Raw genomic sequence first — 18,588 nt, 5'->3', positions numbered from 1 at the left:
TTTTATAAAAATTTTTTGATGTTCAAGATTGAAACATTTAAAAGAATTAGAAATCCGAACAAGAGATATAATGATTCTTTAGTTAGCGTTTGTGACAACGGGCGATATTTTTCAAATAGAGGAGAAAAGAAAAGCCTTTCAGCAGCTGACCGATCATCAACGTAGGTTACAATAAGATCGTCGCAAAGCAAACATTCTATTTCTTCTTCTTTCGCTAACGCATCTTTATAATCTACTAAAGCAAAAATATTTCCTGTTTGATCTAAATCTAAACCATAAATTTCGTGTTTTGCAATTGCTAAATCATTTAGAATGGATACAAAATCGTTATAAGAATTTTTATCATCAAGAATAAATTCAATTCCAGAATTTTTTTCGTTTCGTTTTTGAAGATTTTTAATTTCTGAAACATAGAATTTTGAACTTTCTTTTGCATTAGGAACAACTTTGATTTTTTTATATTCCCAATTTCTGAAATTTTCAAAAGAGAATTGCTCGTTCAAAGGAATCTTCGGATTATATTTCGCAGGCAATCCTAAATCCATCACATTCGGGATGGGCTTTTCCAACTGTCTATTTCCATAAAACCAAAAAAAAAGCGGGATGATAAGTGCGCTCATCAATCCGGGAACATAATATTTCTTGGTAAGTTTACTTTTCATTCTTTAAGATAAATTTAAACAAAAAAATCCGTCTCGTTATGTTAACGAGACGGATTTTAAATTCTTTAAGATCGATATCTTATTTCTTTTCCATGGCTTTAATTAAGATCTGAAGATTCACATCATCTTTAAGTAAACCATTAGCAAGAGGCAATTGAAATTTCACACCGAAATCTTCTCTCTTGATATCTTTAGGTTGAGTTGCAATACTCGCTTCTCCATCTTTTATAGAAACATTTGCATTAAACTGAACTGGCTTTGTAATTCCTTTGATGGTTAAGTTTCCATCTAAAAGCGTGTTATAATCACCAGATTCATTTTTCGAAACTTTGGTGATTTCATAAGAAGCTGTTGGAAACTTATCAGTTTCGAAGAAATCTCCACTTTTTAAATGACCATTCAATTTATCCAATTGCTCTGCATCATCTTTTAAATCAACGGAAGTAAGCGAATTCATGTCTGCCACAAACTTTCCACTTTCTAAAACTCCGTCTTTTACGGTTAGATCACCACTTTCGAATTGAATCGTCCCGAAATGACTGGACTGGTCTGATTTTACAACCTTATAACCTTTCCATTCGATTCTGCTGTTAAGCGTATCAAGTTCGTAAACTGAACCATTGGCAGTGGTTGAAACTTCGGTAACTTCACTGGTAAGAGGTTTATCTTTTCCACAAGACACCACGAATATCGCTGAAATAAGTGCTACGAATACTGAATTTGTAAATGATTTCATCATTAAATAAATGTTTTTTATTGTTTGGGCAAAATTAACAAAAATATCTCTATTAGAGACAAATATGTTATTTTTGCAATATGCTACTAGAAATCCGAAATTTATTCTTTTCACACCATCCCGACCACCAATTTTTCCAGAACTTTAATCTAAAAGTTGAAGAAGGGAAAATAATCGCTTTAGCAGGCGAAAGCGGTTGTGGAAAATCAACTATTCTAAATTTAATTTACGGACTTCTGGAATGGGAGAAAGGAGCGATTATTTTTAATGGTTCACCGATTTTCGGCCCGACAAAAAACTTAGTTCCTGGTGAAGAAGACATGAAGTTAGTCGCTCAGAGTTATGACTTAATGCCCTATTCTACCGTTGCTGACAATGTGGGAAAATTTATTTCTAATATTAATATAGCAGAGAAAAAAGAACGCGTTCAAGAGCTTTTAACAGTGGTTGGACTGGAAGAATTTGAAAACACTTTACCTAAATATTTAAGTGGCGGACAAATGCAGAGAGTCGCGATCGCCAGAGCACTTTCGGTAATGCCGAAACTTTTATTATTAGATGAACCTTTCAGCAATATTGATTTTTCAAGAAAGATTGAATTGCGAGAACGCCTATTTAATTACGTTCGCGAAAAGAAGATTTCATTAATTATTTCTACGCATGAAATTCAGGAAGTGATGCCGTGGCTGGATCAAATTATTGTTTTACAGGAAGGAAGATTAATTCAAAATGACAATGCAGAAGAAACGTATAACAATCCATACAATCAATATGTCGCCTCTCTTTTCGGCGAAGTGAATGTTTTTACGGAGGAAGAGAAATTGGCTCTAAATCTTTCTAAGAATTTCTGGTATCCCAACGAAATCAAAATTTCAGAAGAAGGAATAGAGGTTGAAGTTTTAGAAAGTCGTTTTTCCGGAAGTTATTACTGGAATAAAATTTCTTTAGACGGTAAGAAACTGGTGGTTTACACTGCAGAAAAAATCGACGGAAAGCTCAAAATTAATTTTTGAAAAAGAAAAATGTAAAGCCAATTAAGAACTTTCAAATTCAACCTTCGCTTTCCTGATTTTTCTCATTACATTTAAATCCGATCTAAACTTATTTCTAAAACAAATGACACCATAATTTGGTGCCACTTGTAAAATTTATTGCTGCTATTTGCGTTTAAATTACGCTTTCTTCACAAATTCAGATTTCAACGCCATAGATCCGAAGCCGTCAATTTTACAATCGATATTGTGATCGCTTCCCGGACGTAATCTAATGTTCTTTACTTTTGTACCAGACTTTACTGGTTTTGGTGCACCTTTAACAGGCAGATCTTTTATTACAACCACAGAATCTCCGTTTTGTAATTCGTGTCCATGGGCATCAAGAATTTTATCTTCATCGGAAGTTTCTCCTGGCGTCCATTCGTGGAAACATTGGGAACAAACCATTTTATCATCTTGCTCATAAGTGAATTCCGATTGACATTTCGGACAAACTATTGTATCGCTCATAATTATAATTTTCACAAAGATATTACTAAAATAAGGAGATTACAAGTTTGTCGCCTGTTCAAAAACTTTAACACTGTTATTCAGTAATCGCTAATTAGGTTACGAAAATTGAAGTGCTGAAATTGATGCTATTCTCAACCTTTCGCCTGCAACCTTCGGCCTAAATTATTATCTTTGTTCCATGGATTTACAATACATCGTTCGCGAACCCGAGCATATTACCTCAAAAACTCCTTTACTAATTTTACTACACGGTTACGGAAGCAATGAACAAGATCTTTTCAGTTTTGCTACTACTCTACCGGAAGACTGGTTGATTGTAAGTTTCAGAGCTCCTTTTAATACTGATTATGAAGGCTATTCTTGGTACGACATTGATTTAATGAATGAAGAAAACCGAATTGATGTTGCCCAAGCTCAGGAATCACAAGACGCGATCTTAGAAAATATTTTAAAAATTACGAATCAGTACGGTTTAACAGAAAATCAAACTCACTTATGCGGATTTTCCCAGGGTGGAATTTTAAGTTATTCTCTGGCTTTGAATAATCCAGAACTATTTATAAAAGTGGCTTGCATGAGTTGTTATGCCGAAGAAAAATTGTTAACCAATAGAGTGAAAGACAAAAAGAAAATCGAAAAATTACGGTTCTTTATTTCTCACGGAACTGACGATGCGATCATTCCGTTGGAGTGGGGACGAAAAGCAGCAGATCTTCTTTATGAAATGGGCGCCTATTTTTCCTTCCGCGAGTATATGAGTGGACACGGTGTAAATCAGAAAAACTATATGGACTTGATGGATTTCTTCAGAAAGTAATTTGCGAAGATTTAAAAATATCCAGAAAATTGAATTATTGTTTTTGATAAAAATTGAGAATCAGAAAACATTAATTAAAAAATAAATATCCTTAGGATTAAATAAAATAATATGAAAAGATTTCTCCCTTTATTGGTTCTGATTTCTGCACAAATCGCTGCACAAATTACGCTGAAAATAACTTCCATTCCTTCCAATACTCCTGCAACATCAACGATCTATGTCGCTGGAAACTTCAACGGTTGGAATCCTGGCTCGACACCAATGGTTGCAGACGGTTTAGGAAATTACACTTACACCGTTCCAGAAGGCAGCGGAGTTTTAGAATACAAATTTACTCGTGGAGCCTGGTCATCTGTGGAAGCCAACACTGCAGGAAACGATATTCCGAATAGAACGGCAAATTTTACCGGAACTGCTCAAAACTTAAACCTGACCGTTCAATCCTGGAAAGATCTAGGAGGAGCCGGTAATCCAAGTACGGCTGCGTCGAATGTTCATATTTTGAGCAATAACTTTGCGATTCCGCAATTGAACAGAACCAGAAAGGTTTGGATTTATTTACCGCCCGACTACGAAACAAGCACTAAAACTTATCCCGTAATTTATATGCAGGACGGTCAAAATTTATTCGATAACGTGACTTCTTTTTCGGGAGAATGGCAAGTTGATGAGACTTTAAACGCTCTTTTTGCACAGGGAGATTATGGCGCAATCGTGATTGGAATCGATAATGGCGGCGGAAGCAGAATCGATGAATATACGCCGTGGGTGAATACCCAATATGGCGGAGGTGAAGGAGATCTGTATATTCAGTTTGTCGCAGAAACGTTGAAACCATACGTCGATTCAAATTACAGAACCAAGCCAGCGAAAGAATACAATGCGTTAATTGGAAGTTCGTTGGGAGCATTAATCTCTAATTATGGTGGCGTAAAATACAGTCAGACTTTTTCAAAAATCGGATCATTCAGCCCCGCATATTGGATCGTTGCTTCTCAGTTTAATAATTATATTACTAATTCTACTGCAGATTTATCTGGAATGAGAATTTATTTCGTAGCAGGCTCGAATGAGAGTGCGACTATGGCCAGCGATATTGCAACTGTGAAAACCAACTTACAAGCGAACGGTCTTACCACTGCAAATACTTTAGTAAAATTAGATTCTTACGGTCAACACAATGAAAATTATTGGAAAGGAGAATTTAGTGCCGCGTACAAATGGCTTTTTCAAAATACTCAATTAAAAACTCAAGAGATTTCGAAAAAAAAAATAATTGTTGGTTTCGAAAAAAATCAAATATTCATTAAAGGATTAACAAAAAATTCTGATGCAAACATCTATGATCTATCAGGAAAATTGATTGAGAATTTACAGTTGACAAACGGATGGAATTCGTTGAAGATATCATTACCGAAAGGAAATTATATCCTTCAAACACCAACTGAATCGGTGAGATTTTTAGTAAAATAAATTTCACACTTTAACTTTAAAGATAAAACGAAGCTTAATATTGAGCTTCGTTTTTGTTTTTGGAAAATTCTTTAGAAATAAATGAGACGTGATTATTTTAAGGTTCGATAACCGTAGAATTCTTCACTTCTTTAATCATAAAAGAACTCTGCGTGCTGGCAATATGCTCCAGATTCGTTAATTTACTGACCATAAAGTCCCGGTATTCCTGAATATCTCGAACACATATTTTCAGAATGTAATCGTAATCTCCAGAAACATGGAAACATTCTAAGACTTCAGGAAACTGTGTGATTTCTTTTTCAAACTGAGAGATATATTCCTTCTTATGTTGTACCAATTTAACATGACACAAAACGATGAAGTTTTTCTGAATTTTTTCGTGGTTCAATAAGGCGACATATTTCTTGATGATCTTCTGTTTCTCTAATTTTTTAATACGTTCAAAAACTGCGGTTACTGACAAATCCAATTCATTAGCTAATTGTTTGGTGGTTTTCTTGGAATCGTTCTGCAACAAGATCAGTAGTTTTTTATCTTTTAGATCTAACATCAAATGAAATATTTTCGGTTATAGGTTTTAATACTCATCAAATATAAAATTTAAATCTAAATTAAATTAATTCAGTAGATTAATTTTCTAAATTTATTTAAATAAGTTGTTTTTTAGTTTGAAAACATTCACTTTTATCAAAACAAAATTACTATTATGGAAAACTTTGATGCAGCAAATAACATTCAGGATCTGCAATACTTTGGAGAATTCGGAGGCGTAAACCCTTCAATATCTGACAGTTCAACTTACACTTTTCTTTCTGCGAAAACCATGTTCGACACCTTTGAAGGAAATACAGAAGGTTGTTATTTATACTCTCGCCATTCTACGCCAAGCAATCTTTATTTAAGCGAAGCTTTGGCACAAATGGAAGGAACAGAAAGCGCCAATGTAACGGCATCTGGAATGGGTGCGATCACTTCTACCCTGCTTCAACTCTGTAAAGGCGGCGACCATATTATTTCGAGCCGAACGATTTATGGTGGAACGTATGCTTTTATGAAAAATTTTCTGCCAGGATATAATATTAAAACTTCGTTTGTTGACATCACCGATTTAACCGCAGTTGAAAAAGCGATTACTGAAAATACAAAAGTTCTTTTTTGCGAGACCGTGAGCAATCCACTTTTAGAAATTGCTGATCTTCGCGAGCTTTCCAAAATTGCCAAAAAACACAATCTTAAACTGATTGTAGATAATACTTTTTCTCCCTTATCAATTTCTCCGCAAATGCTGGGAACCGATATTACCATTCACAGTTTAACGAAATTCATCAACGGAAGCAGTGATGCAGTGGCGGGAGTTGTTTGTGCATCCACTCAATTTATCAATGATTTGAAAGATGTGAATTCTGGTGCCTGTATGTTACTCGGACCCACTTTGGACAGTTTCCGTGCAGCGAGTATTCTTAAAAATTTACGAACGCTTCACATAAGAATGAAAAAGCACAGTGAAAACGCGCAATACCTAGCAGAACAATTCGAGAAAGACGGATTGGAAGTGAAATATCCTGGGTTGAAAAGTCACAAACAACACGACCTTTTCAAAAGTATGATGAATGTTGAATATGGGTTCGGTGGTTTATTAACTTTGGATGTACAGACGATGGAGAAAGCCAATGAGTTAATGGAATTAATGCAAAAAGAAAATTTGGGTTACTTAGCCGTTAGTCTTGGTTTCTACAAAACATTATTCTCCTGTTCGGGAAGCTCAACCTCCTCTGAAATTCCAGAAGAAGAGCAAAAAGAAATGGGTCTTTCTCAAGGTTTGATCCGCATGTCGATCGGCTTAGACCATGATATCAAAAGAACCTACGACAAAATGAAATGGTGTATGCAGCAAGTTGGTGTTTTGTAAATGCATTTTAGAACTTATAGAAATAAAATAATATTTGAAAAAAGACTTCGTAATGAAGTCTTTTTGTTATTTGTACACCGTAAATTTTATTCATCAAAATGATTCGGATGAAGTTTGCTGATTTCCTTCACCGTTCCGAAAACTTTATCTTTCAAAGAAGTCTGGTACATTTCTAATTTCTGTGAAACTTCCTCATCCGCAGAACCAAGAATTTTAGCCGCCAAAATTCCCGCATTGGTCGCACCATTTAAAGCAACTGTCGCTACAGGAATCCCAGAAGGCATTTGTAAAATTGATAATACAGAATCCCAACCATCAATTGAATTTGAAGATAAAATCGGAACACCAATTACGGGTAAAGTTGTGCAACTTGCCACCATTCCTGGAAGATGCGCTGCGCCACCTGCACCAGCAATGATCACTTTTAGACCACGGGATTTCGCAGATTTTGCGTATTCAAACATTCTCTCCGGCGTGCGGTGTGCAGAAACCACAGTTAATTCGTAAGGAATTCCCATTGAATTTAAAAATTCTGCTGCCTGTTCCATTATCGTCAAATCGCTTTGACTTCCCATTATTATTCCGACCATATTTAGTAAAAATTTTAAGGTATAAAGTTAAGAAATTTTGAGGTGTTCAAATCAAGTTTAAATTTTGGACGCAATATTTGAAATTGGTACCTGTTAGAATGGTCTTTCATTATTCAAGATTTTTTTTCTTCCTACAAATTAATGTTTAGAAACTTCAGGGGTCATTTAATGAATGAATAAAAAAACTCAATACTTATTGAACAATTTTATTCTTTTCAAAAGTAAATACTTTCCAAACAAAAGTAGCCGCTATAGCTCCTAATGTTGGTGCGATAAAATAGATCCAGATCGAGTTGAGATTTCCCGAAACAACTGCTGGAGCCAAACTTCTTGCAGGATTAAAAGAACCACCAGAAACTGGTCCGGCAAACAAAATAATTCCCGTTACAAACAATCCGATGATTAACCCTGCTACCGACGAAAAATCTTTATGCGCAGTTGCTCCAAAAATAGTGAGCATTAAAAGGAAGGTCAAAATAAATTCCATTAAAAATGAAGGTAACAGTTCCCCGGAAGGTAATGTCGCACCTAAAGTCAGATTTTCCGGAAACATCAATTTTAATAATAGACTTGCCAAAAATGCCCCTGAAATCTGAGCCAAAATATAAAATAAGGCATCAATTTTAGGAGTTACTTTTGCAACCATCAAAGCGATGGTAACGGCTGGATTAATGTGCGCTCCGGAAATATTTCCAAAAATATAAATGACTGCAATAACGATGATCCCGAAAGCGAAGGAAATCCCTACCAAACCTAAGGCTCCACCGGATTGCTGATTGACAATAATTGAACCTGTACCACAAAAAACCAAAGCAAAAGTGCATATTAATTCTGCCAGATAGTTTTTTAAACTCGCGTTTTCCATTGCTGATATTTATTTTTTGATTTAAAAAAGAGGATAATTAAACAAATTATCCTCTTTAATATTGAATGAAGAAGTTGATTAGATTGCAGTTGAACCCGCTTCTGCAACAGCGTGATCATTTTCGACAGAACTTCCGCTAACACCGATTGCACCGATAATTTCGCCTGCTTCATTTTTCATTGGAATTCCACCTGGGAAAGTAATTAAACCGTTATTTGAATGTTCGATGTTGTATAAAGAACCTCCTGGCTGAGACAGTTCTCCAACAATTCCTGTATTCATATCGAAGAAACGGGCAGTTTTTGCTTTTTTAATGGAAATGTCGAGTGAACCCAACCAAGCGCCATCCATTCTTGCGAATGCAACTAAATTTGCTCCTGCGTCAACGATCGCAATATTCATTTTGGTATCAATTGCGGTTGCTTTTTGTTTTGCTGCTGCAATTGCTTTTTCAGCTTGTGCTAAAGTAATATTCATCTTGTAAAAATTTTAATTAATTATAGTACAAATGTATGATGATACCATCTGTTTTAAATTACTAAAACAGGTCAATCGCTTATGAAAAAAGGTCAAATTTTAAAGAAAAAATTTTGCGGAGAAAAAGAGTGAATTACTTATCGTTTACCGAAAAATTAGATCAATTAGAAATCTCACTCGGATTGATTCCAAATTTATTTTTAAAGGCAATGCTAAAATTAGAAAGGTTGTTGTAGCCGAAATCCAGATAGATTTCTGCAGGTTTTAAATTCCCTTCCTCTAGCGTTTCTTTCGCTTTTTGAAGACGCTGATCCTGAAACCATTTTCCGGGAGAAGTTTGATATTCCTCAATAAAATGCCGTTTAAAGGTCGATAAGCTCATATTGCATAAAAAGGCGATTTCGCCCAATTTTAGATTAGAATGAATTTTACTTTCCAGAATTTTCTTAAAAGAAGAAGTCTCGGTAATGATCAAAGACTGCAAATAAATTTTAAACCCGTTGCCATATTTTTGAAGAAGATAAAGCATTAATTCCTCGAATTTTACGGCCAAAAGATTCTCCATAAAAACTGCGGGAGCTTCACTGATGGTTGACAAAGAATTTAAATAAGAAGAAATATACGCATCATTTCGGATGACGAAATAAGGAGATTCTTTTTTCGTTTCCTTTTTTTGATCGGTATGTTTTTCTAAAAATTCCCTGAGTTTTTTTTGAGAAAAGAAAAACAGTTTGCAATAATAAATCTCTTCTGTTTCTAATAATTCGGTCCACAACCAATTCCCTTTTTTCAGCAGCAAAGACTGATCTTTATTCACCGCAACTGATGTTCCTGCAAAATGAACCTGCTTTTTTCCGACCTGTAAAAAACTAAACATGTTCATGCCCAAATTCACTTTACTTTTGACCACATCATGCGTCATTTTAAAATCATAAACGAACAGATCAGGATTTTGATTCTGATCATTCAGATAGATTTCAGGGATGTTTTCTATGGGCATTGGAAGTTAAATTTGGTTTGAAAACGGATTAAACAAATGAAAAACTGATCTTTAAATAAAATTCAAATATAGTAAAATACTGATTTTGAAATATTTTTAAGATTTCGAAATTGAATTCCCTACCCAAAAACCTGTACTGAAACAAGCCTGCAAAAGATATCCGCCAGTTGGCGCTTCCCAGTCGATCATTTCTCCGGCACAATAAACATTCGGGAACTTTTTCAATTCTAAGTTGGAATTTAATTCTGAAAACGCAACGCCTCCAGCGGTAGAAATCACCTCATCAATCGGTCTGAAACTCAAAACTTCAATCGGGAATTTTTTTATGGTTTTTGCTAAATTTTCGATATTAAGATAGCTTTCCTTATCCAAAGTTTTTAAAAGATTAATTGCCGCTGTTGACAATTTTAAATTCCTTTTTAAAACCGGACTTATTTTATCGGAACCTTTTAATTCTGCTAGAATTTCACTTTCCGTTACATTGGGTTTTAAATCGATATTGATAATTACAGGAAAATTATGCTTTCTGGTAAATCGGTTCATATAGTAAATCGGACTTCCCTCGATGCCATATTTTGTAAAAACGATTTCTCCAATTTTATGATTTTCTTGAAAGGAAACTTTGATGTTTTTTAGATATTGACCTTGCAACTGATGAAACTTCACTTCTGTATTATATCCCGAATTAGCAGCTTGCAAAGGTGTTATTTCAATATTTTTATTGTTAAAGGTTTCAACCCATTTGGCATCAGAACCGGTTTTTCTCCAGGAACCGCCGCCCATTGCCAAGATTAATTTTGAATATTTTACGGAAATATCTTCATCATTATTTTTCAGATAAACTGCAGAATCATCAAAATTCAGAAAAGTATGATCATAATGAATTGTAACTCCAAGTTGTTCCAACCGATCCAGCCAAGCTTTTAAAACCTGAATCGGTTTGAAATTTTTAGTAGGAAAAATCTTGCCTGAACTTCCAACATACGTCGTTATTCCCAAATCTTCCAACCATTGAATCACTTTTTTATTATCAAAACTTCTGACGATATCCTGAATTTCTTCAGCTTCATATTTTTGTACAAAAGATTCTAATTCTTCACTGTGCGTCAAATTAAAACCACCATTTCCAGCCACCAAAAACTTTCTCGCCGCAGCTTTATTCTGCTCATAAACATGGACTTCGAAACCTTTCAAAGCCAATTGCTGAGCAGCCATTAATCCAGCAGGACCAGCGCCAATAATGATAATTTGATCTACGTTCATGGTTTGCAAAAATAAGCTTTTAGTTTTCCCTTAAAATTGAGAGATTAGATATCGAAATTATAAGATCTTATTTGCCAGGAATTCACGATATTTAATGTAAATGACTGTATTATTTAAAGAGTACAAATATTTCCGGCGTAACTTTAAATTTTTAATAAAGTGAATTAAAAGAAATAAGTTCGTGCATTCGTGTCTTTCTAAATCCAATCTTCGAACGGTTCAGTAACCAAATTTGAATTATAGTATTTTTCTTCACCAGTCACTTCTCGGTCGATCCAATCTGGAATATCAAAAGTTTCATCTTCGCTACTCAGTTCAATTTCTGCAACGATCAGTCCTTGATTTTTACTCGAAAAAACATCAACTTCCCAAATATGATTTCCTCGAAAGATCTTATATCTCACCTTTGAAAGTTCGGCAACCGCAAACTGATCCAATAATTCTTTGGTTTCCTCAAACGGAATTTCATATTCGTATTCCGATCGTGTGGCTCCAACAGAAATTCCTTTTATGGTTAAAAATCCCTTGTCAGATGTCTGTCGCACCCGAATTGTTTTCTGCGGATCAGTCAACAAGTAACCTTGTCTGTAAAATTCACCCAAAGGTTTTTCTAATTGCTCCCATTGAACGTGATTGACTAAAAATTTTCTTTCGATCTCTATTCCCATTTTGCTTTTTTCAATGGTGACAAAGTACAAAAAATGTGATGGTTTTTAAAAGGCTTACTTCAAATATTTTCAAAAACAAGTTGCTATTGCCTTCATAAAATTTACCTTTGCAAAATAAGAAGCGACTGTGTTTTTTCGATAAAAATTCTGATCCATTCTTTAATGATAATTTTCCTTATTTCATGTTCAAAGATCCCAAATTAGCTCTCGCAATTATTACCGTCGCCTTAGTTTGGGGAACTACTTTCTTAGGAATCAGGATCGCGGTAGAAACTATTCCACCCTGGTTCGTCGCCGGTATCCGTCAGTTTTTAGCCGGAATTATTTTATTGGTCATTCTATTGTTCAGACAAAAATTGAAATGGATCGGCTGGAGGAATTTTGGTAATCAAATGGTTCTCGCTTGTTTGATGTTGATCGTCGCAAACGGAATGACTACCGTGGCCGAAAAACATTTGACCAGCAGTTTGGCGTCGCTCATCAGTTCTACTTCTCCTATTGCGGTTTTCATTTTAAGCATCGCTTTCAGCATGCAGAAGTTCAGCATTCGAGGTTTAGTCGGAATTTTACTTGGCTTTTCGGGAATCTTACTGATTTTCAAAGACGGCTTGCAGGATTTACTCAATCCCGAATTTCGAATGGGCGTTCTTTACATGTTTTTTGCAATTTCCGGTTGGGCTTTTGGAACTATTTTTACTAAAAAAATGAATAGCGCTCCACAGGATATTTCCCTAAATCTCTTCTATCAATTCAGCTTTGCCGGCATTATCCAGATTATTTTTGGTTTCATTTCAGCTGATCAAAGTGATCTTTCTACGTGGTCGGTCAAAAGTATTTTAGCTACCGTCTACTTAGCTGTTTTTGGATCCATTATTGCCTTTTTCGCGTTTCATACCGCTTTGAAAAAGATCACCCCTTCCCAGATTTCCATCCTGTCTTATATCAATACCATTATCGCGATCTTTCTTGGCTGGCTTATTTTAGACGAGCCGATTTCGTTCACTTTTATTACCGCCGCAGCATTAATCATCACCGGAGTTTTCATCACCAATTACAAACCCGGAATGTTTAGAAGATCCTGATTAATTTCTGTTTGGGCGCCTTCATCCATCTGAATTTATCCTGAGCTTGCCGAAGGACTCCCGCTTTTTTGTTCCACTTCGTTGCGCAAAAAGAGCTCCGTTCAAGCTGGAGCGCAGATTGGATCCTCGATTAAAAGACATTAATCAATAAGTAAATTCAGTTTAAAAAGGAGAGAAAAAAGAGTCGAAACGAACCACAATATTAAATTCCGTGGATCATCTTAAATGCTAAGAATACTTTAATATTTTAAAGATAATTCTTTCAGATAATCACCAACCTTTATCAAATGCGTACCGAACCAAGAGAATGCTTCACCATCCACCAAGATCATTTCTTTGTTTGGAAGTTCTAAAAGAAGTTCATCGATATGTTTCTGCTGAAAAGGAAATGGTTCTGAAGACAGGAAAATTAGATCTGCGTCTTTCAATTCTTCAACTGAAATTTCCGGGTATCTTGTTCTGTCTTTAAATAAATTCTCAAACCCTGATCTTACTAAAACCTCATTAATAAAAGTGTCAGAACCTACCGTCATATAAGGATTCTTCCAAATTAAATAAGCTACTTTTTTAGAGTCAGAGAGTTTAATATCGGTAAAAACAGAAGCGATCTTTCGATTGAAATCTAAAGCTAAATTTTCTTTATTTAACAGAGTTCCAAGATCAGAAATGAAATCCTGATTATCTTCTAAAGTTTCGATATCGGTAACCCAAACTTTAAAATCTTTCATCAATTCTTCCACCTGAAGTTTTTCGTTTTCTTCTTTATTGGCAATGATCAAATCCGGTTTTAAAGATCTGATTTTCTCGATATTGAGATTCTTAGTTCCGCCGATAACTTCAACATTCTTCACTAAATCGGAAGGATGAATGCAGAATTTTGTTCTCCCAATAACTTCATTAGCAGTTAAGCCAAAATCAAAAAGCGTTTCGGTAATACTGGGAACCAGTGAAATGATTTTCATGAGATTAAAGAATTTTACCAGCCAGGAACATTCCGGCAACGGTGAAGTAGATAATTAAACCTGTAACATCGACCAGCGTTGCGACAAACGGTGCAGAAGAAGTTGCAGGATCCAGTTTAAATTTTTTCAAAACAAAAGGAATCATGGAACCGGAAAGTGTTCCCCAAAGAATAATTAATACTAAAGAAACAGCAATACTTAAAGCGATATAAACCCAATGTTCACCGTAATCATATAAGCCCGTTTCCTGCCAGATCATAATTCTGATGAAACCGATGATTCCCAAAATCCCACCCAGAAAAACTCCGGACACAATTTCTTTTTTCATGACGTACCACCAGTCTTTCAGCGTAATTTCCTGCAAAGCCATGGCCCGAATAATCAATGTAGCTGCCTGCGAACCGGAGTTACCTCCACTGGAAATAATCAACGGAACGAATAAGGCAAGCACAACTGCTTTTTCAATTTCATGTTCGAAAAATCCCATCGCCGAGGCGGTTAACATTTCCGAAAAGAAAAGAATCACCAACCAGGTTCCTCTCTTCTTGATCATCTCCGTCCACGAGGTTTGGGTATACGGCATATCGAGCGCATCAACACCCCCGAATTTCTGAATATCTTCCGTATTTTGTGCTTCGATCTGATCCAAAATATCATCGATGGTTACAATACCAACCAGAACGCCGGCTTCCGTCACAATAGGCAACGCAGAGCGGTCATACTTTTCAAAATACGTTACGGCATCTTCTTTTGAAGTTGTCGTAGTAATCGCAACGAAATGATTATCGGTAATTTCTGAAATCAATGTATCTTCTTCTGCCAACAATAAGGACCCGATCGCAATATCGTCCACAAGACGGTTTTTTTCATCAACCACATAAAGATGATTCATGGTTTCTACCTTCTTGCCCACTTTTTTGATCTGCTGGAAACATCTTTTGACCGTCCATTCTTTACGGATCTGAATATAATACGGCGTCATCAAACGCGCAATAGAATCAACGTGATAACCCAAAAGTTTCAGCGCAATTCTTCTTTCCTGCGGATTAAGATGATTGATGGAATACCGAATTAATTCATCTGGAAAATCTTCAAACAAAGCCGTTCTATCATCCGGACTCATTGCATTCAGAATCTCAGCAGCGTCTTCACTGGCAATACTACGAATGGTCTCTTCCTGGAAATCTGGATCCAAATGCGAAAACACATCTGATTTATATTGCTTAGGAACCTTTAAGAATGCTAAAAGCCGCTCGTCACCACGAAGCTGACTGAGTGTTTCTGCAATATCCTGCGGATTAAAAATAAGTTCCTGAGTTTCCAAATACGGTATTTTTTGAGAATTGCAAAAGTAACGAAAATAAAAAAGATGGAAAATTAAAAAAGTTGTAGTTTTGAGAATCAATGGGTGATTTCCTGACATTAACCCTAAATTATAAAAAAACAAAATGAACAAAATCAGTAAAAGAGACGTAAAATTTTTCCTTTTAGGAATATTCACCTTATTTTTAATCGAAAGCATCTGGAATTGGAAAGAACATGTTTCTTCTTTTCAAAGAGGATTTAATGAGGGTTACAATTCCAGCAGATAACATTTTCAGAAAGCTTTAATATAAAAAAAACTTATGTTCAAATATCTACTTTACGTTTATATCACCTTTCTTTCTATCCAAATTTCTGCACAATCAAGAAAATTTTACAATTCCGGAACTGCAGAACTACAAAAACCAGTAGAAAGCCTGCAGTTAAATTATCTTAATGATTTACCTTTTTTAGAAGTCATTATTAACGATAAGAAATACAATTTTTTATTCGACACGGGAGCACCAACCGTAATTTCTTCAGCAATATTTAAAGAACTGGGTTTAAAAAACGCCTTCGAATCTGAAGTAGGCGATTCGCAAAAATCCGTTCGAAAACAAACTTTCACAATGGTCCCAGAAATTAGCATTGGAAATGTGGATTTTAAAAATATTGGTGCAGTCGTTATTGATTTCACAGAACCAGAATTTAAATGTCTTCGAATGGATGGTATCATTGGTTCTAACCAAATGGCGCTACTTTTTTGGAAAATAAATTATTTGGAAAATTCTATGTTGGTATCCAAAGACCTCAAACTTTTAAATAACAATGGATCTTTCCTGAAAATCCCATTCAAAGCAAGCAAACAGAAATTACCTGTCATAAATTCAAAAATTATAAAGAAAAATATTTCGATTGAAATTGACACCGGCTTTAATGGGAAATTACAAATTAATAAAGGTGAATTCAACGTTCCGCAAAACGTAGCGAAAGAACAATACCTCGTGACAAAAGGAATAAATTCGGTCAGCCTGTACGGACCAGCGCCAGAAAAAATTGAATATATCTTTAAACTGAACAAATTGACGCTGGCAAATCAGGAATTTGAAAATCAAGTTTTAGAAACCGAAGTTTGAATTTAGTAGGAAACCAATTTTTAAAAAATTATGAATTCATTTTGGATTGGAAGACGAACACCCTCCATTTAAAACCTATTATTCAACCTGAAACAACCTTAAAAAGTTTTGGATTTAGTTATCGTTTTATTAACAACAAAGCCGTAATTAGTTTAATTTTTAGAGATAAAAACATTCCTTTAGAAATGAACGATGAAATAGTTAGCATCAACGATATTAGTCTGGACAATTTACACACTGAAGATTCCTGTAAATATTATCTTAATACAATTGAAAAAGAATTATCAAAAATCACCATACGAATTAGAAGAGGAAACGAGATCAAAGTATTTGATTTAGAAAAGATTAGTTATTTTTAAAGAATCTTAAAGGTTTTTATTAGTAAAAAAAACACAACCATGAAAAAACTAATCATTCTATTTTCAGCAGTTCTTTGTTTGCAGTCTTGCAAAGAGAATAAAGAAACTCAAGTTTCTCAAAAAACCGAAATCCAGCAATCATCAGCGACTTCTGTTAATGAAGATGAAAATGTTTTCGCACTTCATGAAAATGAAAATACAACCGAAAAAAATGCTTTAAATGATCCAGCAAAACAATGGTTAGAAAATCTGTTTAAATGTACCAACGGAAATAAATTTTGTTTTTATCTGGAAACAGAAGAAAAAGCAACGACCAAAAGATTCTACGAATTTATGATCGATTCTGAGCAGATCTACGGCGCAACCAGTTTATCAGAAGAAGAAATGCCACTTGCCAAAAAGAAATACGAACAGAAATGGTCGAAGATCTATCCCTTAAGAAAAGACATGGAACCGTGGTTATTCGGTCGCGCCCAAGATGATATGGAAAATATTAAAAATGTCAAGATCGAGAAAATCTCAGATTTGAAATATCGTGTTTTTGTAGATTATGACGATTCTTACCAAACCTTAAATGAAGTTACTTTAATTAAAAATAATAATTCTTATCTCATCAACTATTGTGCGACTGAATTTCTGGATTAAATCTTAAAAACTTTAACTTTCCTTTAAAACAGTTTCAAAGACAAATTTCATAAATTTATGTCATGAAAACCTTTGGCAGAGATTTACTCACAAAAATACAACAGGCAAAACTTCAGGGTGAAGCCGCGCACGAAATTTATTCTCCACCTTATCGACCACTTTATACTTACGATGAAATTTTAACTAAAAATCCAAAGTTCGCCGCGGTTAACATCCTATTATATTTAAAGGATAATGAATGGTATGTCCCACTTTTTGTTCGCAGCGAAAATGAACGTGACCGACACAGCGGACAAATTTCTCTACCGGGCGGAAAAAAAGAAGAATTCGATCCTAATTTCGCTGCAACTGCCAAACGCGAAACGTCGGAAGAAGTAGGAATTGATGAACATTATATTAGAATCATCAGAGAACTTTCGCCGATCTATATTCCGCCGAGTAACTTTTACGTGAAAGCTTTTGTTTCTTATACCAAGAAAAATCCTGAATTTTTCCTGCAGGAGTCCGAAGCTGTGGAGCTGATTGAATTCCCGATTTCTTCCATTTTAAGTTTAGCTAACGAACCTGAAATGAGAATTTTACCAAGTTCCCGTGGAGTGAAAGTTCCGGTAATTGATTTCAATGGGTATATCATTTGGGGCGCGACTTCGATGATATTGAGCGAGTTTAGTCAGTTATTGAAAAATTTGTAAATTCGCGGATTATGTTAATTAGATAATGGCCAAGAAGAATATTTTCACGGATGCCTTTGGTAATCTGTATTTCCTAAAGAGACTGATTATTTTCGCCTTAGGAATTGTTTCCTACAGAAGGTTCAACGGATTTAATAAGTTGAAGATTTCTGGAACCGAAAATTTGGTCGATTTACCAGATACCAACGTTCTTTTCGTATCCAACCACCAAACGTATTTCGCAGATGTTGCGGCGATGTATCAGGCTTTTTGTGCGGTAAATAATGGTTATTTAAATTCTATTAAAAATCCCATTTATCTCTTAAATCCAAAAGTTGACATTTATTATGTTGCAGCGGAAGAAACGATGAATAAAGGTTTTATGACTAAAATCTTCAAATTAGCTGGAGCAGTTACCGTTAAAAGAACCTGGCGAGCGAAAGGTCACGATGTGAAC

At 35.1% G+C, this 18,588-nt stretch carries 23 protein-coding genes; 11 read left to right on the top strand and 12 right to left on the bottom strand.

Annotation, left to right across the window (positions count from 1 at the left end):
- Nucleotides 1-2: 2 nt before the first annotated feature.
- Both ACEYOS_RS09565 and ACEYOS_RS09560 read right to left on the bottom strand, forming a co-directional pair.
- On the bottom strand, nt 3-662 hold the full coding sequence (locus ACEYOS_RS09565) for a hypothetical protein (protein WP_373707534.1): 660 nt from the start codon (nt 660-662) through the stop codon (nt 3-5).
- A 79-nt stretch (nt 663-741) separates the two neighbouring features.
- Nucleotides 742-1,401, bottom strand: coding sequence for a YceI family protein (locus ACEYOS_RS09560; protein ID WP_373707535.1), 660 nt, complete (start codon nt 1,399-1,401; stop codon nt 742-744).
- Between the two features lie 77 nt (nt 1,402-1,478).
- Here ACEYOS_RS09560 and ACEYOS_RS09555 point away from each other — a divergent pair, with 77 nt between their 5' ends.
- The gene (locus ACEYOS_RS09555) at nt 1,479-2,411 is read left to right on the top strand and encodes an ABC transporter ATP-binding protein (protein WP_373707536.1); all 933 of its coding nucleotides are present in this window, start codon (nt 1,479-1,481) and stop codon (nt 2,409-2,411) included.
- 159 nt (nt 2,412-2,570) lie between these two features.
- Here ACEYOS_RS09555 and ACEYOS_RS09550 read toward each other — a convergent pair whose 3' ends face one another.
- Nucleotides 2,571-2,903 carry a zinc ribbon domain-containing protein YjdM gene (locus tag ACEYOS_RS09550; protein WP_373707537.1) on the bottom strand — a complete coding sequence of 111 codons (333 nt, stop codon included), beginning with the start codon at nt 2,901-2,903 and terminating at the stop codon, nt 2,571-2,573.
- A gap of 181 nt (nt 2,904-3,084) precedes the next feature.
- On the opposite strand from ACEYOS_RS09550, the gene ACEYOS_RS09545 reads away from it, so the two are divergent.
- On the top strand, nt 3,085-3,723 hold the full coding sequence (locus tag ACEYOS_RS09545; RefSeq protein ID WP_373707538.1) for an alpha/beta hydrolase: 639 nt from the start codon (nt 3,085-3,087) through the stop codon (nt 3,721-3,723).
- 111 nt (nt 3,724-3,834) lie between these two features.
- Nucleotides 3,835-5,199: an alpha/beta hydrolase-fold protein gene (locus ACEYOS_RS09540; RefSeq protein ID WP_373707539.1), complete on the top strand. Its 1,365-nt coding sequence runs from the start codon at nt 3,835-3,837 to the stop codon at nt 5,197-5,199.
- 97 nt (nt 5,200-5,296) lie between these two features.
- Here ACEYOS_RS09540 and ACEYOS_RS09535 read toward each other — a convergent pair whose 3' ends face one another.
- Nucleotides 5,297-5,755 carry an Lrp/AsnC family transcriptional regulator gene (locus tag ACEYOS_RS09535; RefSeq protein WP_373707540.1) on the bottom strand — a complete coding sequence of 153 codons (459 nt, stop codon included), beginning with the start codon at nt 5,753-5,755 and terminating at the stop codon, nt 5,297-5,299.
- 153 nt (nt 5,756-5,908) lie between these two features.
- Here ACEYOS_RS09535 and ACEYOS_RS09530 point away from each other — a divergent pair, with 153 nt between their 5' ends.
- Nucleotides 5,909-7,111 (top strand): aminotransferase class I/II-fold pyridoxal phosphate-dependent enzyme, encoded by a 1,203-nt coding sequence (locus ACEYOS_RS09530; protein WP_373707541.1) that lies wholly within the window; start codon nt 5,909-5,911, stop codon nt 7,109-7,111.
- Between the two features lie 86 nt (nt 7,112-7,197).
- Here the strand turns inward: ACEYOS_RS09530 and purE are convergent, their stop codons facing one another.
- The 6 genes from purE to ACEYOS_RS09500 form a co-directional block, all read right to left on the bottom strand.
- A complete protein-coding gene (gene purE / locus ACEYOS_RS09525; protein ID WP_373707542.1) occupies nt 7,198-7,701 on the bottom strand; it encodes a 5-(carboxyamino)imidazole ribonucleotide mutase in 504 nt (167 codons plus the stop codon).
- Between the two features lie 193 nt (nt 7,702-7,894).
- Nucleotides 7,895-8,566 (bottom strand): MIP/aquaporin family protein, encoded by a 672-nt coding sequence (locus ACEYOS_RS09520; RefSeq protein WP_373707543.1) that lies wholly within the window; start codon nt 8,564-8,566, stop codon nt 7,895-7,897.
- A 78-nt stretch (nt 8,567-8,644) separates the two neighbouring features.
- A complete protein-coding gene (locus ACEYOS_RS09515) occupies nt 8,645-9,043 on the bottom strand; it encodes a heme-binding protein (RefSeq protein WP_373707544.1) in 399 nt (132 codons plus the stop codon).
- Between the two features lie 160 nt (nt 9,044-9,203).
- Nucleotides 9,204-10,043, bottom strand: a complete 840-nt coding sequence (locus tag ACEYOS_RS09510) for a helix-turn-helix domain-containing protein (RefSeq protein WP_373707545.1) — start codon at nt 10,041-10,043, stop codon at nt 9,204-9,206.
- Nucleotides 10,044-10,139: 96 nt separating this feature from the next.
- A complete protein-coding gene (locus tag ACEYOS_RS09505; RefSeq protein ID WP_373707546.1) occupies nt 10,140-11,306 on the bottom strand; it encodes an NAD(P)/FAD-dependent oxidoreductase in 1,167 nt (388 codons plus the stop codon).
- Nucleotides 11,307-11,503: 197 nt separating this feature from the next.
- On the bottom strand, nt 11,504-11,974 hold the full coding sequence (locus tag ACEYOS_RS09500) for a CYTH domain-containing protein (protein WP_373707547.1): 471 nt from the start codon (nt 11,972-11,974) through the stop codon (nt 11,504-11,506).
- Between the two features lie 182 nt (nt 11,975-12,156).
- Between ACEYOS_RS09500 and ACEYOS_RS09495 the strand changes: the two genes are divergently transcribed.
- Nucleotides 12,157-13,056, top strand: coding sequence for a DMT family transporter (locus tag ACEYOS_RS09495; protein ID WP_373707554.1), 900 nt, complete (start codon nt 12,157-12,159; stop codon nt 13,054-13,056).
- A 239-nt stretch (nt 13,057-13,295) separates the two neighbouring features.
- Here ACEYOS_RS09495 and ACEYOS_RS09490 read toward each other — a convergent pair whose 3' ends face one another.
- Both ACEYOS_RS09490 and mgtE read right to left on the bottom strand, forming a co-directional pair.
- On the bottom strand, nt 13,296-14,018 hold the full coding sequence (locus ACEYOS_RS09490; RefSeq protein ID WP_373707548.1) for an ABC transporter substrate-binding protein: 723 nt from the start codon (nt 14,016-14,018) through the stop codon (nt 13,296-13,298).
- A 4-nt stretch (nt 14,019-14,022) separates the two neighbouring features.
- On the bottom strand, nt 14,023-15,342 hold the full coding sequence (gene mgtE, locus ACEYOS_RS09485; RefSeq protein WP_373707549.1) for a magnesium transporter: 1,320 nt from the start codon (nt 15,340-15,342) through the stop codon (nt 14,023-14,025).
- Nucleotides 15,343-15,466: 124 nt separating this feature from the next.
- Between mgtE and ACEYOS_RS09480 the strand changes: the two genes are divergently transcribed.
- From ACEYOS_RS09480 to ACEYOS_RS09455, 6 genes are all read left to right on the top strand, one after another.
- Nucleotides 15,467-15,610 carry a hypothetical protein gene (locus ACEYOS_RS09480; RefSeq protein ID WP_373707550.1) on the top strand — a complete coding sequence of 48 codons (144 nt, stop codon included), beginning with the start codon at nt 15,467-15,469 and terminating at the stop codon, nt 15,608-15,610.
- A 33-nt stretch (nt 15,611-15,643) separates the two neighbouring features.
- Entirely contained in the window at nt 15,644-16,456 is an 813-nt protein-coding gene (locus ACEYOS_RS09475) for a retropepsin-like aspartic protease (RefSeq protein WP_373707551.1), read from the top strand.
- A gap of 41 nt (nt 16,457-16,497) precedes the next feature.
- Nucleotides 16,498-16,815, top strand: a complete 318-nt coding sequence (locus tag ACEYOS_RS09470) for a hypothetical protein (protein ID WP_373707552.1) — start codon at nt 16,498-16,500, stop codon at nt 16,813-16,815.
- 39 nt (nt 16,816-16,854) lie between these two features.
- Nucleotides 16,855-17,460, top strand: a complete 606-nt coding sequence (locus ACEYOS_RS09465) for a hypothetical protein (protein WP_373707553.1) — start codon at nt 16,855-16,857, stop codon at nt 17,458-17,460.
- A gap of 62 nt (nt 17,461-17,522) precedes the next feature.
- On the top strand, nt 17,523-18,152 hold the full coding sequence (locus ACEYOS_RS09460; protein WP_373710063.1) for a CoA pyrophosphatase: 630 nt from the start codon (nt 17,523-17,525) through the stop codon (nt 18,150-18,152).
- Nucleotides 18,153-18,177: 25 nt separating this feature from the next.
- Nucleotides 18,178-18,588, top strand: a 411-nt coding sequence (locus ACEYOS_RS09455; protein ID WP_373797565.1) for a 1-acyl-sn-glycerol-3-phosphate acyltransferase, incomplete at its 3' end; no start/stop codon positions are given.

The sequence above is a fragment of the Kaistella sp. genome, assembly GCF_041824135.1.
Lineage (GTDB): Bacteria > Bacteroidota > Bacteroidia > Flavobacteriales > Weeksellaceae > Kaistella.
The sequence above is the reverse complement of the archived record's forward strand: the minus strand, read 5'-3'. Positions and strand labels throughout refer to the sequence as shown.

Coding starts and splice junctions, on each gene's coding strand:
- ACEYOS_RS09565 (WP_373707534.1), bottom strand. CDS start 662: ATGAAAAGTAAACTTACCAAGAAATATTATGTTCCCGGATTGATGAGC.
- ACEYOS_RS09475 (WP_373707551.1), top strand. CDS start 15,644: ATGTTCAAATATCTACTTTACGTTTATATCACCTTTCTTTCTATCCAA.
- purE (WP_373707542.1), bottom strand. CDS start 7,701: ATGGTCGGAATAATAATGGGAAGTCAAAGCGATTTGACGATAATGGAA.
- ACEYOS_RS09495 (WP_373707554.1), top strand. CDS start 12,157: ATGTTCAAAGATCCCAAATTAGCTCTCGCAATTATTACCGTCGCCTTA.
- ACEYOS_RS09505 (WP_373707546.1), bottom strand. CDS start 11,306: ATGAACGTAGATCAAATTATCATTATTGGCGCTGGTCCTGCTGGATTA.
- ACEYOS_RS09550 (WP_373707537.1), bottom strand. CDS start 2,903: ATGAGCGATACAATAGTTTGTCCGAAATGTCAATCGGAATTCACTTAT.
- ACEYOS_RS09560 (WP_373707535.1), bottom strand. CDS start 1,401: ATGATGAAATCATTTACAAATTCAGTATTCGTAGCACTTATTTCAGCG.
- ACEYOS_RS09480 (WP_373707550.1), top strand. CDS start 15,467: ATGAACAAAATCAGTAAAAGAGACGTAAAATTTTTCCTTTTAGGAATA.
- ACEYOS_RS09490 (WP_373707548.1), bottom strand. CDS start 14,018: ATGAAAATCATTTCACTGGTTCCCAGTATTACCGAAACGCTTTTTGAT.
- ACEYOS_RS09520 (WP_373707543.1), bottom strand. CDS start 8,566: ATGGAAAACGCGAGTTTAAAAAACTATCTGGCAGAATTAATATGCACT.
- ACEYOS_RS09540 (WP_373707539.1), top strand. CDS start 3,835: ATGAAAAGATTTCTCCCTTTATTGGTTCTGATTTCTGCACAAATCGCT.
- ACEYOS_RS09510 (WP_373707545.1), bottom strand. CDS start 10,043: ATGCCCATAGAAAACATCCCTGAAATCTATCTGAATGATCAGAATCAA.
- ACEYOS_RS09465 (WP_373707553.1), top strand. CDS start 16,855: ATGAAAAAACTAATCATTCTATTTTCAGCAGTTCTTTGTTTGCAGTCT.
- ACEYOS_RS09460 (WP_373710063.1), top strand. CDS start 17,523: ATGAAAACCTTTGGCAGAGATTTACTCACAAAAATACAACAGGCAAAA.
- ACEYOS_RS09545 (WP_373707538.1), top strand. CDS start 3,085: ATGGATTTACAATACATCGTTCGCGAACCCGAGCATATTACCTCAAAA.
- ACEYOS_RS09530 (WP_373707541.1), top strand. CDS start 5,909: ATGGAAAACTTTGATGCAGCAAATAACATTCAGGATCTGCAATACTTT.
- ACEYOS_RS09515 (WP_373707544.1), bottom strand. CDS start 9,043: ATGAATATTACTTTAGCACAAGCTGAAAAAGCAATTGCAGCAGCAAAA.
- ACEYOS_RS09500 (WP_373707547.1), bottom strand. CDS start 11,974: ATGGGAATAGAGATCGAAAGAAAATTTTTAGTCAATCACGTTCAATGG.
- ACEYOS_RS09555 (WP_373707536.1), top strand. CDS start 1,479: ATGCTACTAGAAATCCGAAATTTATTCTTTTCACACCATCCCGACCAC.